Origin of the sequence: Winogradskyella aurantia, from assembly GCF_002266855.1 — a bacterium.
Taxonomy (GTDB): domain Bacteria; phylum Bacteroidota; class Bacteroidia; order Flavobacteriales; family Flavobacteriaceae; genus Winogradskyella; species Winogradskyella aurantia.
Map to the genome: position 1 here is coordinate 336,286 of NZ_NGJN01000001.1, position 18,363 is coordinate 354,648.

14 protein-coding genes are annotated in these 18,363 nt (G+C 37.1%); 3 read left to right on the top strand and 11 right to left on the bottom strand.

Features of this window, described 5'->3' with window-relative positions; genetic code table 11:
* Position 1 precedes the first annotated feature (1 nt).
* From CA834_RS01575 to CA834_RS01585, 3 genes are read right to left on the bottom strand one after another with little or no spacing between them, the layout of a single operon-like run.
* On the bottom strand, positions 2 to 1,696 hold the full coding sequence (locus tag CA834_RS01575) for a DUF6909 family protein (protein WP_094966906.1): 1,695 nt from the start codon (positions 1,694 to 1,696) through the stop codon (positions 2 to 4).
* 27 nt (positions 1,697 to 1,723) lie between these two features.
* On the bottom strand, positions 1,724 to 3,226 hold the full coding sequence (locus CA834_RS01580; protein ID WP_094966907.1) for a GH3 auxin-responsive promoter family protein: 1,503 nt from the start codon (positions 3,224 to 3,226) through the stop codon (positions 1,724 to 1,726).
* Positions 3,226 to 4,095 carry a M23 family metallopeptidase gene (locus CA834_RS01585; protein WP_094966908.1) on the bottom strand — a complete coding sequence of 290 codons (870 nt, stop codon included), beginning with the start codon at positions 4,093 to 4,095 and terminating at the stop codon, positions 3,226 to 3,228. Before CA834_RS01585 ends, CA834_RS01580 begins: the two co-directional genes overlap by 1 nt.
* A 113-nt stretch (positions 4,096 to 4,208) precedes the next feature.
* Between CA834_RS01585 and CA834_RS01590 the strand changes: the two genes are divergently transcribed.
* Entirely contained in the window at positions 4,209 to 4,388 is a 180-nt protein-coding gene (locus tag CA834_RS01590) for a Sec-independent protein translocase subunit TatA/TatB (RefSeq protein ID WP_094966909.1), read from the top strand.
* A 46-nt stretch (positions 4,389 to 4,434) separates the two neighbouring features.
* Here the strand turns inward: CA834_RS01590 and CA834_RS01595 are convergent, their stop codons facing one another.
* From CA834_RS01595 to CA834_RS01605, 3 genes are read right to left on the bottom strand one after another with little or no spacing between them, the layout of a single operon-like run.
* Positions 4,435 to 5,415, bottom strand: coding sequence for a DUF4837 family protein (locus CA834_RS01595; protein WP_094966910.1), 981 nt, complete (start codon positions 5,413 to 5,415; stop codon positions 4,435 to 4,437).
* Between the two features lie 24 nt (positions 5,416 to 5,439).
* Positions 5,440 to 7,017 carry a LysM peptidoglycan-binding domain-containing protein gene (locus tag CA834_RS01600; protein WP_094966911.1) on the bottom strand — a complete coding sequence of 526 codons (1,578 nt, stop codon included), beginning with the start codon at positions 7,015 to 7,017 and terminating at the stop codon, positions 5,440 to 5,442.
* A gap of 44 nt (positions 7,018 to 7,061) precedes the next feature.
* Positions 7,062 to 8,249: a phosphoglycerate kinase gene (locus tag CA834_RS01605; protein ID WP_094966912.1), complete on the bottom strand. Its 1,188-nt coding sequence runs from the start codon at positions 8,247 to 8,249 to the stop codon at positions 7,062 to 7,064.
* 155 nt (positions 8,250 to 8,404) lie between these two features.
* On the opposite strand from CA834_RS01605, the gene CA834_RS01610 reads away from it, so the two are divergent.
* Positions 8,405 to 9,577, top strand: a complete 1,173-nt coding sequence (locus CA834_RS01610; protein WP_094966913.1) for a DNA polymerase III subunit — start codon at positions 8,405 to 8,407, stop codon at positions 9,575 to 9,577.
* A 14-nt stretch (positions 9,578 to 9,591) separates the two neighbouring features.
* Here CA834_RS01610 and CA834_RS01615 read toward each other — a convergent pair whose 3' ends face one another.
* The 5 genes from CA834_RS01615 to CA834_RS01635 form a co-directional block, all read right to left on the bottom strand.
* Positions 9,592 to 10,131: an OmpH family outer membrane protein gene (locus CA834_RS01615; RefSeq protein ID WP_094966914.1), complete on the bottom strand. Its 540-nt coding sequence runs from the start codon at positions 10,129 to 10,131 to the stop codon at positions 9,592 to 9,594.
* 213 nt (positions 10,132 to 10,344) lie between these two features.
* Complete coding sequence (locus CA834_RS01620; protein WP_094966915.1) at positions 10,345 to 11,202, bottom strand: class I SAM-dependent methyltransferase; 858 nt, start codon at positions 11,200 to 11,202, stop codon at positions 10,345 to 10,347.
* A 74-nt stretch (positions 11,203 to 11,276) separates the two neighbouring features.
* Entirely contained in the window at positions 11,277 to 13,148 is a 1,872-nt protein-coding gene (mnmG, locus tag CA834_RS01625) for a tRNA uridine-5-carboxymethylaminomethyl(34) synthesis enzyme MnmG (RefSeq protein ID WP_094966916.1), read from the bottom strand.
* A gap of 86 nt (positions 13,149 to 13,234) precedes the next feature.
* A complete protein-coding gene (ybeY, locus tag CA834_RS01630; protein ID WP_094966917.1) occupies positions 13,235 to 13,645 on the bottom strand; it encodes an rRNA maturation RNase YbeY in 411 nt (136 codons plus the stop codon).
* Entirely contained in the window at positions 13,638 to 17,189 is a 3,552-nt protein-coding gene (locus CA834_RS01635; protein WP_094966918.1) for a DUF4175 family protein, read from the bottom strand. Before CA834_RS01635 ends, ybeY begins: the two co-directional genes overlap by 8 nt.
* A gap of 109 nt (positions 17,190 to 17,298) precedes the next feature.
* Here CA834_RS01635 and CA834_RS01640 point away from each other — a divergent pair, with 109 nt between their 5' ends.
* Positions 17,299 to 18,342, top strand: coding sequence for an alkane 1-monooxygenase (locus CA834_RS01640; RefSeq protein ID WP_094966919.1), 1,044 nt, complete (start codon positions 17,299 to 17,301; stop codon positions 18,340 to 18,342).
* Positions 18,343 to 18,363 lie beyond the last annotated feature (21 nt).

The following is an 18,363-nucleotide window of genomic DNA, read 5'->3' on the forward strand; positions in this document are numbered from 1 at the left end:
ATTATGAATTAAATATTTGCTCTAAGATTTTTTTAGTTATCACGTATGTTGGCCTTACTCCTGCGGTACCTAACCCTCCAGAAGCTAAGGTGCTGCCCGTCTCTAAGGGGTTGTCACTGGCATAATAAGCATAGCGCACTTTGACATTCTCATTGATACTTCCCCTCACTCTAGATGCAGCTTGGATAGCTTTTTGGTAATGGGCCCCTTCCATCTCAAGCCCTATGACATTCCAAGTAGATTTCTTAAAAAACTTCAAGATCTCTTTGTTCTGTAGTGAGGTCCCTAAAACAGTAACCATAGTGCCCTCATACACATCGACATTGCAATCTACTAAATCGTTTTTAGTTAGTTCATTTTTGAAAGGATAATTATCCGCTGTGCCTTCAAAAATATGTGCTGTTGGTATCATAACATCACCCTTGCCTCCTTGTAAAATCCCGGCCTTCCCCATTATTGAGATTGATTTTACATCTAGATGAACCATATCTCCATTAATTTTAATTGGTTTCAATAGTTCATCCATAGTCTCATAGGCCTGCTCCCCAAAGGCGTAGTCCATCACAAGAATTACAGCTTTATTTCTTTTATCCTTTTCTAAATATTCAAATTTTGTCTTCGAAAAATCTATTTTATCGGTATCAAAGATTTGCACATCAATATTAGTTCCCGACCCGTCTTTGATGTATGTCATGCCTTGTTGCAACGCCATCTTTTCAACTTTATTGCGCATAGTCTTGTTCTTAGGGTCGCTTAAGGCCTCATAAATATCAAAAATATCAGTCTTAGTGCTTGTTGGCTTTAGCGCTGCCTTTGCAAAAACTGAGTTCATGACACTATGCATATTGGCACTTATAATATGAATTGGCCGTTGCAACAATCCATTTTTATCTAAAACAGATTTGATGTTATTTGCCCAGATTTCGCCATAGATATGATGGCCAAGCCTTTCCCTTAGAACAGGGCTAAAGGTTATGGTTCGCTTTTTATCATTTAGAGATTCTTCAATGGCTAGTTTACCTATCCAATAAACAATGTTCAAAAGGCGTTCTGGCTGTGTTTCTGTTGCAAATTTTGGATAGGCCTCCGTTATTTCATTGAAGGTTCTTCCCAAGATATTGGCCGTATGTGTTATAGCAACTTCCCGTTCCTTTTGTGTTAGTTTTTTGGTAGATCTTATGGCATTTTCCAATTTTTGCCAATCCCTTATCGCTGCCCCTTCCTCGTTAATCAAAACACGTTTACGTATTTTGTGCGACTCTACAAACAAAAAGGTGAGGTGCGTAAGGATATCGTAAATTTCTGAGCGCCCTCTAGTAATTTCAATATTCATTTGCTCATCATCTATACGATAACAATTCCGTCTTCTTTTCGGTGGTACAATGGGTTTAAAGTGTGAACTGCCATAACCCTCATCACTTGTTAAGTTAATAAACCGACATTCCTCAATACCTTGTGGTAATCTGTCTATGACGTATAATAAACCATCTAGCTCTGCTTTCTCTTCACCTATAGAGCCGTAAATTTCCGGTCTTAATACAAGAAGGGCCTCTCTTAAGGTTTCACCAGAAACACCCATGGGTTTGTAAAAGCCACGATTAAATAAATGGCGCATGGTAATGTACATGCGCTCTATGGCATTTGAACTTTCTTGGGCTCTAGTTCTTCCTTCTTTTTTCTTGCTCGTTGTGCTCATTATTTGATTCAGCCAGTAAATATACCTTTATTTCGTTAATCCAAGTCGATACAGCTCATCAGCAATCTTTCGGTCATTTGATAGTCTCGGAATCTTATTTTGCCCCCCAAGTTTTCCTATGGATTTCATATACGTTTGAAAGCCATTTCTCCTAATTTGGGTTACTTTTAAAGGTCTTAGTATTTTTCCCTTAATTAAATCATCATAATAACTGTTTTGCTTTTGAAGGGATTGCTCCATAGCATCTATAAACGTTCTTAGATTTTCAGGCTCATTTTCAAATTCGATAAACCATTCGTGATAAGGTAAACCATCTTTAGGATTTATTTGAGGGGCAACCGTAAATTCATTAACAGAGATTAAGGTGTTTTTTGTGGCATCTTTCAATGCTTGTTCTACTTCCTTTCCGATGACATGTTCTCCAAAAGCCGATATAAAATGTTTAATTCTTCCGCTAACAATAAGCCGATATGGTTTCAAGGAAGTAAACTCAACCGTGTCACCAACATTATATGCCCAAAGCCCCGCGGTTGTAGAAATTATCATTACGTAATTCACCTTTAGTTTTACATCCTTTATGGAAATGCGTTCTGGCTTGTCGTCAAAAAAATGCTCAGCCTCAATGAACTCATAAAATATACCTGAGTTTAACTGGAGCAACATACCTCTTTCATTCTGTTTGTCTTGAAAGGCAAAAAAGCCCTCGCTTGCAGGAAAAAGCTCTATACTATCAACCTTTCTTCCAATTAAATTCTCGAATTTAGCACGATAGGGCTCGTAATTGACGCCGCCAAAAATGAAAAGCTTAAAGTTTTTGAACAAGTCGCCAACATTTTTCCCTGATCGATTTATCAACTTTTCAAAATACATTTGAACCCATGAGGGTATTCCTGAGATAACGGTCATATCTTCATTCAGTGTTTCTTCTACGATAGCATCAACCTTAGTTTCCCAGTCTTCAATACAATTTGTTTCAAAACTTGGCATTCTATTTTTTTGAAGGTATGCTGGTACGTAGTGAGCCACAATACCTGAAAGTCGCCCAAACTTTATTCCATTCTTTTCGTTGAGTACTGGACTACCTTGAAGAAAAATCATTTTACCATCTACAAATTGAGTATTGCCCGTTTCATTGATATAAAGCAAAATGGCATTTCTTGCAGCATTGACATGTGTCGGCATGCTATCCTTGGTAATAGGAATATACTTAGCGCCAGAGGTAGTCCCAGAAGTTTTGGCAAAATAAATAGGTTTAGCTTTCCAAAGTACATTCTCTTCCCCTTCGACCGCGCGTTCAATATAAGGCTTTAAGTCCTCGTAGTCTCTAACTGGAACACGGCTTTTAAAGTCTTCATAAGTCTTGATGTTCTTAAAATTATGATCTTTCCCAAAACTAGTGTTTTGAGCTTCGGAAATTAAATGGTGGAACACTTTGTTCTGTGTACGAACAGGTTTTGACGACCATTTTTTAATACGATAAGCAATGTATCGTGCAAAGGGTTTTGAAAGTGCAGCTTTTAGTGATGGCATTATTGAAAGTCAATAAAATTAGTTGGGTTTACCGGGTAGCCATTGCTCCACAACTCAAAATGCAAATGTGGCCCGGTACTTAATTCCCCCGTATTTCCCGACATGGCAATAACCTCACCCGCCTTTACCAAATCGCCTTGGGCCTTTGTAATGGACGAGTTGTGCTTATACACAGAAATCAACTCTTGACTATGCTCTAGGATTACCACATAGCCAGTTTCTATGGTCCATTCAGCAAAGATAACCGTTCCATCTGCAGTCGCTTTGACTGGTGTATTACTTGGGACTACTACGTCGACCGCAAAATGCTTGTCTTCAATATTATAGCCTTCTGAAATTGTGCCATTAACTGGAGGAAACAAAACGTAATTAGACTGGTTTACAGCAGATTCGAAAACATTATACTTGTCTTCACTTTCCACTTTCGCCCGCAATAGCGAATCTTCTTTATTAGTGGAAATATTTAAAATGTCAATATCGTTTTTTGCCGCTTGAATAATGGAGTCTCTGTTAAAATCTACCGTCGCCACATCTCCAGATAAAACTTTACGTATGGAGGCAAAATAACGCCTGTTCATTTCCAATTCCTGCACTAAGGAATCTGTTTTATAATTTAAAAGCGATGCCTTCTTTTTTAAACGGGCTGAAGAATATCCTGGAATGTATTCTCTCAAAGGGGTAAAAGCAATGAGTAAGGTGGTAAAAAAGACTAATATAATTGCTGTAATTGCTGATAATACAAAGACATTGAGGCGTGTGAGCTTAATAGCAAAGCGTTCCTCAAACGTGTCCTCATTTAAGATTACCAGACGATACTTATGAAGGAGTTTTTTGGTAAATTTTCTTTCTTTTTTCTTCTTTTTTGCCATTAGGGCAAAATTAGTTAAAATAGTAATATAGCGGTATTACAAACTCCTAAAGTTCATTAAAGAAGGTAGTTATTAAAGTATAATTATTAACTTTGTAATCTAAATTCACAAACATGATGTCTATCAGTATATTTTTAGGAGCCATAGGCCCTTGGCAATGGGTCATTATTGGGCTAGCAATTCTCCTCTTATTTGGAGGTAAAAAAATTCCTGAATTAATGAAGGGTTTAGGAAGTGGAATTAAAGAGTTTAAGGACGCTACTAAAGAGGAAAAAAACAAAGAAAAAGAATAAAGCTTCTATAAAAAGATAAAAAGCCAACTCAATGAGTTGGCTTTTTTTATTTAATTTTTATGGACTTTAGAATGGATTCCAATTCAAAAACCAAGTCTCGTTTCTCTAAAGAAGGTGCGTAAACATAACCGTCAGCTATGAGATACCTTTTGTTAACCTCATCCTTAATCGCATAAGTTATAAATGGGCCGGCCATGTACTGGCCTTTAATCTCCCAAATACCTCTTACCTCAAAAGCTTTTTTATTGTCTATAATAGTTTCATACATCGAGGGTACGTAGGCATCTTCGATGGTCATATAAATGCCATCCTCCCCAGGGATTTTTGTTTTTGTAACTTCATCTCGAATTTTTATTATCTCAACAATACTACTATCACTTTCTGAAATTGCTTCTAGCGGCACCTCGTAAAACATTAAATCCATGTCCTTACTATTGGTAAGGCTTTTGCGTATCCAATAAAACCCTTCAGAAGCTTTTCCAAATCGATATACGGATGGGATGTCTACAGTAAAACCCAAGTCGTTTTCCATTTGGTTATCATTTAAAAGCGATAATTTAATACGCCGTTGTTTTTCCTTCACTTCCTCCTTAATGAAGGCGTCAATTATTTTTCTCCTATTGTCGTTCAACTGGGCAATAATCTCGTCATTCGTTTTTCCTCCGACAACGACGACGGTTTGTGGCTTAGCAAAGGCTTCGTTCACAACCTTCATTGTAGGCTCAAGATTTCCTTTTTCAACCTTTAATATAATTCTACTTCGTGTTGCAAAACCATCAAATACTTGTGGTGGAATTTGTCGCATACTAAATATTGGCTCATCAACGGGCAAACCTGGCAAGGGCGCAGCAAAATTCTGTCTAATAGCCTCTCCTATTTTTCCTTCCCATAATTCATTTTCCAAAACAACGGATATATTGTTGAGATTTCCATTTGATGCAGGTAGATACTTTGTCTTGTCACCTTCTTTTTTATCGCCGCAGGCCATAATTAAAAAACAGCATAGTACAGTAAAAAATGCTCTCATAAATTTGAGTTTTTTGTTGGTTTTCTATTGAGACACTATAAGTGTCATTCCTATTTTGAGTTTATTACCACTAATATCGTTCCAATCTTTAAGATTTTGAACGGAAACTCCAGAAAATTTTTGAGCAATAGTCCAAAGCGAGTCGCCTTCTTTAACCCTATAAGTTGTTTTTCCAGTTGTGTTTGTGCTACTACTAGCCTGTTTAACTGTGGGTGCCGAAGGTATGTTTCTAGGATAAATAGTAAGTCTTTGTCCTATCCTAAGGTTGTTGCTGCGAAGCCCATTCCAGCGTTTAATTTGGCTCACCCTAACCCCATAGCGCCGCGCAATTTTTCCAAGATAGTCACCACTTCTAACTCGGTATGTTATTTTTGTATCTACATTGACCAACTGAGGTAAGGGTTTTTCCCGCTTGTCAAACTCGGCCTTGGCAAAGGCATATATGGCTTCCTCATTAGATGTAAATATCCCAACAGCTTCTCTGGGCAATCTCAAAGCGTAGGTTTTACCTTCAATTTTGGGAATAATATCTAATTTGTAGGAAGGATTTAAAAATTGTAACTCTTCAATATCAACACCTGTTGTTTCCGAAACTTGGTCCAATGTTATCATTTGCTTTACATGAATCGTGTCAGTCTCAATGTGCTGAAAAGGTGGACGTTCAGGCTTAAAGCCATGCTCCTCGGCAAACTCAAAAATATACATCGTGGCAAGAAAAGCAGGAACATAACCGGCCGTTTCTCTTGGTAAATTTGCTCTAATATTCCAATAATTCTGATAGCCGCCGGAACGTCTTATGGCCTTATTTACATTGCCAGGACCAGAATTATAAGCAGCAAGTGCCAAATCCCAATCTCCAAAAATTGTATAAAGCCGCGATAGATATTGTGCTGCAGCGGTCGTTGATTTTATGGGATCACTGCGCTCGTCAACATAACTGCTGACATCTAATTTGTATTCCCGCCCGGTGGTAAACATAAATTGCCACAACCCTGTAGCACCAACTCTTGAACGTGCTCTTGGTTTTAGTGCAGATTCCACTATGGCCAAATATTTCATTTCAAGAGGAATATCATAGTTGTCAAATTCCTGCTCAAACATCGGAAAATAAAAATGGCTGAGACCCATTAAACGTTCTAGGGTCTGGCGCCTCGTTTTAAGATATCTCTTGATAACACTCTCTAAAGATGGATTGTATTCCACATTAAAAGGTGTTCTTGCGTTTAATCGCTTTAATCTTGCCTTTAGCGTATCCGTTGGTAACTCAGGATAGTCAACGGGCTCAAAAGACATTTCCGCAACTGTTTTATAAATTGTATCATAAAGTGAATTGCTGTAGAGCTCCTCTAACCATTTTTTATCTAGCTCGAAGGCCTCAGGTAAATCTTCTAAGTCCTTAATCGGCATAGAATCTATTTCAACAGGAATAGCCGTTTGAGGTTTTATGATTTTTCCGTCTATTATAGAATCGCCAACCTGTATTTTAGTAGGCTGTTTTGTCGTTAGGGTATCCGACTTAGTCTGGGAATATCCAAAAGCAAGACATAGACTTAAACAAACTGTAACACGCTTTTTCAAAATCACAAGCTTATGGTTTGACATGCTTTGTCTTAACGAATTCATTATTGTTTAAGTATTTATTGGTATTAATTTAGAATGGCCTCAATACCGGGAAGTGTCTTCCCTTCTAGGCTCTCTAACATAGCACCTCCGCCAGTGCTTACATAACTCACCTTGTCTTCAAACCCAAATTGTTTGACCGCGGCTACAGAATCTCCTCCGCCAACAAGTGAAAATGCACCATTTTTTGTAGCTTCAGCAATGGAATTTCCAATAGTTATAGTTCCTTTCGCAAAGTTCTCCATTTCAAAAACACCTAATGGTCCATTCCATAGTATGGTTTTTGATTCGTTTACAACTTTATCGAAATTTGCCAGAGATTGTGGACCGGCATCTAAGCCTTGCCAACCTTCAGGAATATTTTTAACATCAACTATCTGTGTATCTGCGTCATTACTGAATGCGTTTGCTGCAACGACATCAACCGGTAAATGTATTTGAACGCCTTTTGCTTTTGCTTGTTTCATGATATCTAAAGCGAGGTCCATTTTATCATCTTCACAAATAGAATCGCCAATGGACCCTCCTTGGGCCTTTATAAAAGTAAATGTCATCCCTCCGCCAATAATCAAATGATCAATCTTGTCCAAGATATTTTCAATAACGGTTATTTTTGATGATACTTTAGCACCACCTAAAATAGCTAGTACCGGCTTTTCGCCATCCTCCATAACCCTTTTGATGCTTTTAATTTCCTTTTCTAAAAGGTATCCAAAACACTTAGCGTCCGGAAAAAATTTAGCAATAATTGTGGTTGACGCGTGGGCCCGGTGGGCTGTGCCAAAAGCATCGTTAACATATATATCACCAAGCTTTGAAAGCTCTTCCGCAAATTTAACGTCACCTAGCTTTTCCTCTTCATGAAACCTGAGGTTTTCCAATAGCAAGATTTCACCAGGCTGCAGGCTATCGGCCTTTTCTTGAGCTTCCTTGCCCACACAATCAGAAGAAAATTTTACTTCAACACCGAGAACATCTTCAATTTTAGAAACAATATGCTTTAGCGAAAACTCTTCTTGTACACCTTTGGGACGCCCCAAATGCGACATAAGAACACAACTTCCGCCATCTTCTAAAATTTTTATAATAGTAGGTTTGGCCGAAATAATTCTCGTAGCGTCCGTTACCTCAAATTTATCGTTCAGTGGTACATTAAAATCTACTCTGATTAGGGCTCTTTTATTTTCAAAGTTGAAATCGTCTAAGGTCTTCATTTTTTATATTTTGAGGAACAAATATAAAGATTAGAAAGCATAAAAACCCATAATAGACAATAAGGAATTAATGGGCGTTTTTAAAAAAATCGTAGCGACTAAATATCAATCTCTTTTAAAATTTTAGATAGTGAAAAAATGCATAGTTTTGCTTTATGCTATTTTCTGAAGTCTTAGGCCAAAAACATATTAAAAGCCACTTAACAACAAGTGTTGATAACGGCAGAATCGCACACGCTCAATTATTTGTAGGACCGGAAGGTTCTGGCACCTTACCAATGGCCTTGGCTTATGCACAATATATGTTGTGTAAAAATAGAAACGGTGAAAATACCGGTGGCAATGAGGCTTGCAACCTAAAGTTTAAAAACTATTCCCACCCCGATTTACATTTTGCCTTCCCTGTGACTACAAGCGATAAGGTTAAGAGTAAGCCTGTTTCAAATTTTTATCTGGAAGAATGGCGGCAACTGCTCGACCAACAGCCCTATGGTAATCTTTTTGATTGGTACAGACTATTGGGCACGGACAATAAACAAGGGCAAATAGGGGTTGACGAGGCTTTTGAAATTGTAAAATCACTATCTCTTAAGTCTTATGAGGGTGGTTATAAGGTGATGATAATATGGATGGCTGAAAAGATGAACACCGCATGCGCCAACAAATTACTCAAGCTGATTGAGGAACCTCCTGAACAAACGATTTTTATACTTATTGCTGAGGATGAAGAACAAATTATAAATACCATCCGGTCTAGATGCCAGGTATTGCACTTTCCGCCTCTAGCGGAGGATGTAATTTCAGAGGCATTGGTTAGGAATTACCATATCGAAGCGTCAATTGCAAGTAAAATCGCTCATCAGGCTGATGGTAATTATAATAAGGCTTGCGATTTAATATACCAAGACAGTGAAGATATACAGTTTGAAAAGTGGTTTGTGTTTTGGATTCGTTCGGCCTTTAAGGCCAAAGGCAACAAGGGTGCTATTCACGATCTTATTTCTTGGTCTGAGGAAATTGCAAAAACAGGGCGCGAGACCCAAAAAAAATTTCTTGGGTTTTGTTTAAGTTATTTTAGGCAAGCATTATTACTCAATTATAAGGCTGAGGAACTTGTGTATTTAGAACCAAAATCAGAAGATTTTAAATTGGAAAAGTTTGCGCCTTTTATTCACGAGGCCAATATCATGGATATTTCCCAAGAGCTACAAGATGCTATCTATCATATAGAACGGAATGGTAACTCAAAGATTATTCTTACAGATTTATCTATTAAATTAACACGTTTACTTCATAAAAAAAGCCAGGCTAAGCCTGGCCTAAACTAGAAATACTATAGAAATTAGTCTTTTGTTGTTGCCTCTTCTTTTTTAGGTGAAGCACCTTTGTTTAACTCGGCTAAAACAACATCTGTAATATCATTTGCCTCAGCACCGTACATCACACTACCAGCATCATTTGCTCCAAGAATAAAGGTGTAGCCATTTTTCTTACCATAATCCTTAACGAAGGTTTTAACCTCTTTAATAAGTGAATCTACCTGTTTCTGGCCTTCAGACTGCAGCGCCTTCTCCTCGTTACCCAATTGATAATCTTGCATCTGTTTTTTTTGGACTAACGCCTGATATTCTTGCTCTGCCTTAGTTTTGTCCATTTGAGCGGCTCTTGATTGCCACAGCTGCGCTTCCATTTGAATTGCTTGTTGAAGACTATCGGCTTTTTTATTAAAATTATCAATTTTTACTTGAAACTTTGTCTCAAAATTCTTTTTCTTATGATAGTCATTTACAACCTTCTTATTATCTACAAATGCAATTTTTTGTTGATTTTGGCATCCTGATAATGATAGTAACACAATCAGTCCTAAAATTAGTTTTTTCATAATGCTGTTCTAAATTAAATTTTTGCAAATGTATAAAAGTTAAGTTGACAATTGCGATCAAAGCTAACTATATACAAATTCTATTAAGTTCTTGATTTTAATTTAAATAATCTATGTGATTTGGCGTGAAATAAAGCGTTTTAAGCTATTTACTTTCATACCTATTAACTTGGACATATACCTTCTAGTTTGGCCTTATAAAACTTGCTTATTTTAAATTTCCTTCAATTTCAAGATATAAATCTGTGAAGAGTACTGTTTTGTGGACCTAGCCTTTAGGTTAGATTTAAAACCAATTCTAAATGCTCTAATTGGATTCATAAAACCAGACTTATATTTTTCGGAAAGTAGACTTACGTAATATGCATCAAAAGGTAAAGGCAAAACCTTAACTAAATCAAAACCGTGAATTCTAAACAATTTCTGAATTGACTGTTTAGAGAAATGCCATAAATGCCTAGGAACATCGTAACCGGCCCAAAAGGATTTATAAAACTGAGCATCAAAGCTTTTAAAATTTGGAACCGCAACAACCACAAACCCATTAGGTTTTAAGTACTGCTTAAAACGTTTTATGTGATTATCTAAATCTGGTAAGTGTTCAAGAACATGCCATAGAGTAATGACATCAAAAGAATTTTCTTTGAATGAGTCCAGATGCTCGCTGTCATAAATATTGTTTTTGACTTTTGTATTGGCTATGCGTCTTGCCTCCTCATTCGGTTCAATTCCCGTAACATGCCAACCTTTTTTTTGTGCCGTTTGTAAAAAATCCCCTGTGCCACAACCAATGTCTAGCAAGTCTTTTGATGAGGTATTAAAACTGTTTATAAGTTTTAATTTACGTTTAAGAGATATACTTCTAACGACTTGATACGCTAATTCAAATAGATTTCTTTTACTATCTGTATGGGAAATATAATCTTCGCTCTTGTAGTATTCTGAAAGTTTATTTTCTGGGGGATTTGGAAACGTCTCCAACATGTCCAATTCACTATTGTAACGCAGCTCAAATACCTCCCCTGAAACAGAATGGTCTTTAACTTTAAGATAAGTCCTATTATAATTCATTACTTAGAATTTGAGCAATATGTAGGCAATGAGCACATTTCGCTTATCTTATTGTTCCACGTGGAACAATACAATTATCTTCCTAAATACACTAGCAACACAGACACATCATTTGGCGACACCCCACTAATTCTTGAGGCTTGCGATATACTAACTGGACGAATTTCAGATAATTTTTGACGTGCTTCCATACTCATTGATTTTAACTTGGAATAGTCAAAACCCGATGGAATCTTTACATTTTCTAATCGATTAAGTTTATCTGCATTATTTTTTTCTTTTTCAATATAACCAGCATATTTAACTTGTATCTCAGTTTGCTCTATAACTTCAGTGTCTAAATTCTTTGACTCTACGTAATCATGAACCGCCCTAACCTTTAGCATATCCTTTATTGTTATATTCGGCCTTGCATACAACTTAAACATTTTGTCTTTTTGCTTAACGCTCGCTGATTTCTTAGAAGCCAGTATGGGATTTATCTCTTCAGGAGTAACACTCGTGTCTTTAAAAAATTGAACAAAGGCATCTGATTTGGCTTGCTTTTCCTCCATTCGTTTTAACCGCTCTACTGTTGCTAAACCCAACTCATAAGCTTTGGGCGTTAGCCTAAAATCGGCATTATCTTGACGCAACAGCGTCCTATATTCCGCTCTTGAGGTGAACATTCTGTAAGGCTCTTCAGTGCCCTTAGTTATTAAATCATCAATTAAAACCCCTATATATGCTTCGTCACGCCTTAAAGTAAAAGGATCCTTCTCCTGAACTTTTAAGCTTGCATTAATTCCTGCCATTAAACCCTGAGACGCTGCCTCTTCATAACCCGTAGTCCCATTGATTTGACCAGCAAAGTACAGCCCTTCTACCAGTTTGGTCTCTAAGGTGTGCGTCAGTTGAGTTGGCGGGAAATAATCATACTCAATAGCATAACCAGGTCTAAAAAATTTCACATTTTCAAATCCCTTTACCGATTTTAACGCTTTATACTGAACATCTTCCGGTAAGGACGTACTAAAGCCATTAACATAGACCTCAACCGTATTCCAGCCTTCCGGTTCTACGAATAGTTGATGCCTTTCTTTATCCGCAAAACGATTTATCTTATCTTCTATTGATGGACAATACCTAGGTCCTACACTCTTAATCCTACCATTAAACATAGGTGACCGGTCAAATCCATCACGTAACAAATCATGAACCTCAGGACTTGTGTAGGTCATATGGCATGAGCGTTGTTCTAACAAGGGTTTTGTTATAGGCAGAAAGGAGAATTTTTCAGGAATTTCATCACCTGGCTGTTCAATCATTTTTGAATAATCCAACGAACGACCGTCTACTCTAGGGGGTGTGCCTGTTTTCATGCGGCCAGAATCAAAACCAATTTGAATTAATTGCTCAGTTATACCAGTTGCTGCCCTTTCTCCGGCCCTACCACCTCCAAAATTTTTATCACCTATATGTATGAGCCCATTAAGAAACGTCCCATTCGTGAGAACAACAGTTTTACTTTTAATGCTAATACCCAAAGATGTCTTTACCCCAACCACCTTATTGTGTTCCAGAATCAAGCCCGTTACCATTTCCTGGTAAAAATCCAAATTAGGTGTACGCTCTAACATTAGTCTCCAGTCCTCTGCAAATCGCATCCTGTCACTCTGCACACGAGGACTCCACATAGCAGGCCCTTTTGATTTATTAAGCATTTTGAATTGAATCGCTGATGAGTCAGAAACGATACCACTGTAACCGCCCATTGCGTCAATTTCTCTTACAATTTGGCCTTTCGCTATACCACCCATGGCAGGATTACAAGACATTTGGGCAATATTCTGAAGGTTCATAGTCACTAACAGTGTTTTACTTCCCATATTAGCAGCTGCCGCTGCAGCTTCACTACCCGCATGACCCGCACCAACAACTATCACATCATAAACATCATTAAACATCACCAATATATTTTATATGTTCCACGTGGAACATTTTTGTCTTAATCAATTAAAAATTTTGCAAATATAAAATGAAAACGTCACAATTACGAACGTTTCACTAAGTAGAAATTTTCTTTGCTACGCATTAATTTTTTCTCAGACCCAGATTTATCTTTATAACCACACAAATGAAGTACCCCATGAATCATGACACGACCTAATTCGTTTTCAAGAGTGACGCCAAACACTTTAGCATTTTCCTTTACTCTTTCAAGAGAAATATAAATATCGCCATGTAGTTCTTTTCCTACTGAATAATCAAAACTAATAATATCAGTATACGTGTCGTGATTTAAATACTCAACATTTAGCTCTAACAAATAAGCATCTGAACAAAAAATAAAATTTATCTCGCCTAGTTTACAAGATTCATCCAATATGGCCTGCTCAATCCACTGTGACCATTTGTCTTCATCATTTAAGCCAAAATCAATTTCATAGTTAAAACTAATCATCCTTATTCTTAAAATAGGTTTGAATTTTTTTCTTAAGATGGCTCTTCAGAGGTAATACTTGCCGATTTAAAATTTCTGTAGTATTGAAATATTGTTTCGCAGTAGGAATCTGACTAGATTGACCCGCATTAAACTCATCTTTATTGGTTTTCGACTGTCTTTTAGAATCCTCTCCTTGCAAAAACGTAGCGTTCTCCATTTTTAATAACTGGTGTTGTAAATCCATCATCTTTTGAAGAGTTTGATTGGTAAATCCATAATTTAACAAATCCAATTCTATATCCTCCATTTGCTTTATTAACTGCCCGGCAGATTGAATGTTCCCCTCCTTTACCAACTTATCCTCAAGTGCCTGACGCAATTGTTGCTGTTTCTGGTAAATCTTATATAGTTCAGCGTTCTGTTCCTCATTTCCACCTTGTCCATAACCATCTTTGTTTTCTGGACCGTCGCTGCCATCTGTACCACTTTTACCATTCTTTCCGTTCTCACCATTCTCGCCTTCATTTTTACCATTTCCCTCTTGATTACCGTCTTTGCCTGTTTCACCATCTTGACCTTTCTCACCTCCCTGCTTACCCTCTTGACCTTGCTCTCCTTCTTGGCCTTGCTTACTGCCATTCTCAGGCTGATTACCCTCACCTTCTTTGCCATCCTTGCCTTTCTCTTTGTTTCCTTTTTCCCCTTCTTGACCCTCTTCGCCTTTCTCAGACTTTTGAATACCCTTCTCCAATTCCTTTTTAATTTCTTCTTGAGTTTTAATGATATCCGGAAGTTGCATGCCCTGTCCGCTGCCCGAACCTTGAGATGGGTTCATTGACATTTCCATATTATCCAATACATCACTTAAAAAACTTGCTAATTCATTACTAGCGGTTACAGCATATTGTTGTGCAGCCACTCCTTGGTACAACCTATTTTCAGTTAACAAGCCAAGCGCCTTGTCTATATTAAAGTAAACGTCAGTTATTTGGGTATTGACACGTTCCGACAGCTTAGGTTGGCGCAACGATAAGGCAAATAAACTATCGTCAATGTGCTCAAAGTGCTCCCTTAGATTACTTTGCTCTATGATGTACTTTCCGTATTTATTATTGTCAATATCAATACGGTCAAAAGTGCTCATAAGTTTTTCTTGATCAAAGGAATACAAAAGTAAGTTTTCTAATATCTGGCGTAGCATATCTATATCCTCGGCCATTTGATTACCACCGCCTCCTCCACCTGAAGCCATTTGCTCCATCATCTCACCGATCTTCTTTATTTTCTTAGCCGCCTGCTTCTGTCTTTTTTGAGCCTTTTTTAATTCCTCTTGGGCTTGTTGTTTACTATTCTGAGCCTCTTTTTCCTCTAGGGCCTTTTTTGCTTCGTTTTGGTCATAATTTATTTCGCTTTCCAAAAATTCATCTCTTGGTATGTCCATGGGGTTTTGTAAACGCCTATCTTCTTGTTTTAACTCATCAATATCTTTTTGTATATCCTTAAAAGCTTTGTTTAATTTTTCTTGGGATGAGCTTATATTTTCATTATCCTTTTTTGAAAGCTCTTCTTGCTTTTCAGATAATTCATCTAATTGGCTAGCCAACTTCTCCGCCTTTTTCATCACATAAAATCTTTTGGTTAACTCCAAAAGTTGTTTCATGCTGCGTTTTTTATTCTTATTCTGTTTCGCTAATTCCTCAAGCTTTTGTGTAAATTCCTCTTTATCTATCTTTTCCTTAAACTCCTCTAGCTCTTTTAGTAATTTTTCGTCTTCCTTTAGCTGGGCTTCGTTTTCCTTAAGTCGCTCTTTTAAATCCTCTTTAAAATCATCTTTTTCAGTCTTTTCGTTTTGGAATTTTTCAAGGTTGTCTTGGAGCTTTTTATTAAAGTTCTTCATCAACTGTTCTTGTTGCTTCTGACGCTTTAGGAACTCTTCAAATTTCTTCTTATCATTGAAATTTAACTGCTCCTTTTCCTTTTGGGTCTTCGAAAACTCTTCTAGGGTTTCATTTTGTTCCTGAAGTTTTTCAAAAGTGCTATTGATATCGTTAATAGTCTCATTCTGTTCTTGAAGCTGCTTTTGTTGCTCTTCGTCTTCCGTTAATTTTCTATAGCTAAATACAGGGCTTTTAGTCTTTTTGTAGTTGTGCAGGACGTCATTATCAAAAATTTCAAAATACAATTCATAACTGACACCCTTTTCTAGATTAAATTCATCCGGGAATGCACTTACAAAATCCCCAAAATTCGATGTAGAGATAGCTATTGGTACAATGGTTTTTTCTGAGTCATTGTTAGTGGGGTAATAGACCAACTGAAGTCTACTAAGCCCATAATCATCACTAGCTTGACCATAAAAGTATAAGCTTTGTTCATCCAGCGAATCTTTTTGTACTTCAACTTTTAACTCTGGATATACGTCTTTAATAACAGCTATATTAAATGCTAAATTCTCATAATCTGTTAAACTCTCATTACTAGTTGTTAAGGTATATTCAAAGTTTTTAAATATACGCTTTGATGACTCAAAAACATTGGCTTTACTAAGCGTAAAGGCTAATGAATCTTCAGCATAGATATTAACGCGCGTTGTAGACTTAGTCAATGCTCTCCAAGTCACAGTAGTACCTTCAGGAACAACTGCTGAACCCGTACTTTTTAAAACCTCATCTCTCTTGCCAGTGTGTTTTGGGTAATTGAGTTCCATTTCAAAATTCACCAAATTCGGTGTGCTTAAAACCTTAAGAGTATAGGGCCTGGACCTTACTTCGTTTGCTGATAATTTAAACTCAATAGAAGATTTGGGCAAATTGAACACATATTGAAATTCACCCTCTCCAAGTGGCTGAAGGTAATAGGTTTGGCTATTAAACTCTATTTGAACATTTTCAGGGATTACCTCTCCGGCCACAGACACTTTTAATCTGAAATCTTTACCCTCAATACCAACTAATGACTCGTTTAGAACAAAAAACTGAAAGGGAGCCGGAGGCTCGTACGCTGTTTGATAATTGACTACACGCTCGTAACCATCACTAAACCAATCCGTTTTGCCTGAAAACCACGAAAGCAAAACAATTAAAACCGGAATTGCCGCGTATTTTAAATACTTAACATTCGACTTAAAATTTATAGCAGAAGTAAACGGTATAGGCTTTAACTGTAGCGACTTTTGCTCAATACTAGCAATAACCAAATCTGATTGTTTTTGGTTCTGATTCAGTTGCAGCAAGTTTAAGAGCTTATCACTTACCTCTGGAAAATGACTACCAATAAGCTTTGACGCCTTCTCGTGATTTATTCCGTTCCTGAGTTTAAATAATTGAAGCAGTGGCACTGCGATAAACTTGATAAATAATGTGGATTCAACACAGATAAATAGCCAAAACAATACCGTTCTTGCGGTTGGGCTCAACCACAGCATATATTCAAGAAAAAGCGTAAAAAAGAAATAGAGCAAACCCGCTGCAAAAAACAAAATAGATCCTTTTAGCAGTTCATTACTGTAATATTTAGTTATGAATTGCTCTAATTTATGTTTTACTGTTTCAAAATTGCTCATATGCTAAAATAACACTCCAATCTACGATTTTATTTTAATTGATATTTCTTTAAATTTGGTAAGATTCTGTTAATTTCGAATTCGTGATTGTTGAAGTTTCATCACTTTAATGAAGGACTTAAAATACTTAGCGGCTTTCTCCATTCCATTAATGGCCTTTTTAGGGCTCTATTTAAAAGGATATTGGGTGTGGGCTACTCCTATTTTTGCATTTGTTTGTATCCCAATTTTAGAGCTTATATTTCCTTTGGATAATACAAACTTGGATAGCGAAGATACTGAAAAAAGAGTAAGACAAAAACTATTTGATTGGTTGCTATACCTCAATCTGCCTGTAGTCTATGGGCTCTTGATTTATGCCCTTTACCTTGTGGCCCAAGTTCCTCTTGAATCATATGAATCTATAGGTTTAATGGTTTCGCTTGGCATTGTATTGGGCGTTAACGGTATAAATGTTGGACACGAATTGGGACACAGACAGTCCAGCAACGAACGTTTCGTCGGAAAGGCCTTACTTTTACCGTCATTCTACATGCATTTTTATATTGAGCATAATTATGGGCATCATTTGCACGCTGCAACGCCTGAAGACCCAGCAACTGCTAGGTACAATCAAAGTGTTTATTCATTTTGGTTTACGTCTACCATAAGGCAGTATTTTAATGCCTGGCGCATACAGAAGCAACTGTTAAAAAACAATAATCAGCGCTTTTTTTCCTTTAAGAACGACATGCTATGGTACACCGTATTTCAGCTCACTTATCTTTTTGTAGTGTACCTTATATTTGGAGCGTCTGGCTTAATCTTTGCTTTGGTTGCTGGTATCGTTGGCTTTTTGCTTCTTGAAACCGTAAACTACATTGAGCACTACGGGTTAATGCGTTTGCCAACAAAATCAGGACGATACGAACGCGTTAAAGAAATTCATTCCTGGAATTCCAACCACGTCATAGGGCGCATAGTGTTATATGAGCTTACGCGCCACAGTGACCACCATTATAGAGCAAACAAAAAATACCAAATTTTAGATTGTCACGAGGAGAGTCCGCAAATGCCTTTTGGCTATCCCACCTCTATGGTAATTTCTCTCATACCGCCGTTGTGGTTCCAAATAATGAACAAACGTGTTCCAAAGGAAATGATTCTATCTTAGATTGCATTTTCTTTGTTCTCT

Coding starts and splice junctions, on each gene's coding strand:
- CA834_RS01605 (WP_094966912.1), bottom strand. CDS start 8,249: ATGAAGACCTTAGACGATTTCAACTTTGAAAATAAAAGAGCCCTAATC.
- CA834_RS01610 (WP_094966913.1), top strand. CDS start 8,405: ATGCTATTTTCTGAAGTCTTAGGCCAAAAACATATTAAAAGCCACTTA.
- mnmG (WP_094966916.1), bottom strand. CDS start 13,148: ATGTTTAATGATGTTTATGATGTGATAGTTGTTGGTGCGGGTCATGCG.
- CA834_RS01615 (WP_094966914.1), bottom strand. CDS start 10,131: ATGAAAAAACTAATTTTAGGACTGATTGTGTTACTATCATTATCAGGA.
- CA834_RS01575 (WP_094966906.1), bottom strand. CDS start 1,696: ATGAGCACAACGAGCAAGAAAAAAGAAGGAAGAACTAGAGCCCAAGAA.
- ybeY (WP_094966917.1), bottom strand. CDS start 13,645: ATGATTAGTTTTAACTATGAAATTGATTTTGGCTTAAATGATGAAGAC.
- CA834_RS01620 (WP_094966915.1), bottom strand. CDS start 11,202: ATGAATTATAATAGGACTTATCTTAAAGTTAAAGACCATTCTGTTTCA.
- CA834_RS01640 (WP_094966919.1), top strand. CDS start 17,299: ATGAAGGACTTAAAATACTTAGCGGCTTTCTCCATTCCATTAATGGCC.
- CA834_RS01580 (WP_094966907.1), bottom strand. CDS start 3,226: ATGCCATCACTAAAAGCTGCACTTTCAAAACCCTTTGCACGATACATT.
- CA834_RS01595 (WP_094966910.1), bottom strand. CDS start 5,415: ATGAGAGCATTTTTTACTGTACTATGCTGTTTTTTAATTATGGCCTGC.
- CA834_RS01600 (WP_094966911.1), bottom strand. CDS start 7,017: ATGTCAAACCATAAGCTTGTGATTTTGAAAAAGCGTGTTACAGTTTGT.
- CA834_RS01635 (WP_094966918.1), bottom strand. CDS start 17,189: ATGAGCAATTTTGAAACAGTAAAACATAAATTAGAGCAATTCATAACT.
- CA834_RS01585 (WP_094966908.1), bottom strand. CDS start 4,095: ATGGCAAAAAAGAAGAAAAAAGAAAGAAAATTTACCAAAAAACTCCTT.
- CA834_RS01590 (WP_094966909.1), top strand. CDS start 4,209: ATGATGTCTATCAGTATATTTTTAGGAGCCATAGGCCCTTGGCAATGG.